Annotated in this window: 1 protein-coding gene; it reads right to left on the bottom strand. The window is 66.7% G+C overall.

What is annotated here, in order from left to right; genetic code table 11:
• Positions 1 to 37: 37 nt before the first annotated feature.
• On the bottom strand, positions 38 to 1342 hold the full coding sequence (locus tag AB0M36_RS37625) for an IS256 family transposase (protein WP_364167596.1): 1305 nt from the start codon (positions 1340 to 1342) through the stop codon (positions 38 to 40).
• Between the last annotated feature and the right edge of the window lie 68 nt (positions 1343 to 1410).

Genomic DNA, 1410 nt, shown 5'->3' with positions numbered 1-1410 from the left:
GGGACTGTCTCGCTAACGGTGTTTCCGGCGTCTTTGGTTAGTAGGTTTCGGCGGCCGGGAACCGGTCGCCGAAGGTGATCGAGAAGGCGTTCAGGGCGGGTTTCCAGCGCATCGCCCATCGTGCCCGGCCTTGACCGGTCGGGTCCAGTGAGCGGGTGACCAGGTAGAGACATTTCAGGGCGGCCTGCTCGGACGGGAAGTGGCCGCGGGCCTTGATCGCCCTGCGGTAGCGGGCGTTCAACGACTCGATCGCGTTCGTGGAGCAGAGCACGCGGCGGATCTCAATGTCGTAGTCCAGGAACGGGATGAACTCCTCCCAGGCGTTGTCCCAGAGCCTGATGATCGCGGCGTAACGCTGGCCCCAGGTCTCGGCGAGGTGCTCGAACGCGGCCCGGGCGGCAGCGGCGTTCACGGCGGTGTAGATCGGCTTGACGTCGCGTTGCAGCGCCGGCCAGTCGCGTTTCGAGGCGAGCCGGAACGTGTTGCGGATCAGGTGGATGATGCACGTTTGCACGATCGTTTGCGGCCACACGTTGCTGACCACGTCCGGCAGGCCTTTCAACCCGTCGCAGACCACGAAGAACACGTCGCGCACGCCGCGGTTGCGCAGGTCGGTGAGCACGCTCATCCAGAACTTGGCGCCCTCACCCCCGGTGCCGGCCCACAATCCGAGGACGTCCTTTTCGCCGTCGAGGGTGACCCCGATCGCGGCGTAGACGGGCCGGTTCGCGACCTGACCGTCGCGAACCTTGACCACGATGGCGTCGATGAACACGGCCGCGTAGACGGCGTCGAGCGGCCGCACCGCCCAATCATTCATCTCCTCGATGACCTTGTCGGTGATCCGCGAGACCGTCTCGCGGCTGACCGACGCCCCGTAGATCTCCGCGAAGTGCGCCGAGATCTCGCCGGTGGTCAGGCCCTTGGCATACAACGACAGCACGATCTCGTCGACGCCGGTCAACCGGCGCTGGCGTTTCTTGACGATCTGCGGCTCAAACGTGCCCGCGCGGTCGCGTGGCACCTCGATCTCGACATGACCGGTGGCGTCGGTCAGCACCGTCTTCGAGCGGCTGCCGTTGCGCACGTTGCCCGACCCCGACCCGGCACCGGCACCGGCACCGGCCCGATCGTGCTTGGCATAGCCGAGGTGCTCGGTCATCTCCTCGTTCAACGCGGTCTCCAGGACCGCCTTGGTGAACTGCTTGAGCAGCCCGTCCGGGCCGGTCAGCGACAGGCCTTGCTCCTTGGCCAGGCGCACCAACTCCGCCGCGGCAGCGGCCTCCGCCGACAGCTCCGGCTTCTTCTCGCGAGGGGTCACATCATCCAGTGTCGTGGTCATCACGGCGCCTTCCTCGCCGGGCTACGCCCGGCGGGTCAGACCGGAAACACCGAAAGATCCACAGTCCC

This window comes from Actinoplanes sp. NPDC051346 (assembly GCF_040682215.1).
Classification (GTDB): domain Bacteria; phylum Actinomycetota; class Actinomycetes; order Mycobacteriales; family Micromonosporaceae; genus Actinoplanes.
Note: the sequence above shows the minus strand (reverse complement) of the source record. Positions and strands in the feature narration are given on the sequence as shown.

Bases quoted from the DNA above. Each gene is read 5' to 3' on its own strand.
- AB0M36_RS37625 (WP_364167596.1), bottom strand. From the start codon at position 1,342: ATGACCACGACACTGGATGATGTGACCCCTCGCGAGAAGAAGCCGGAG.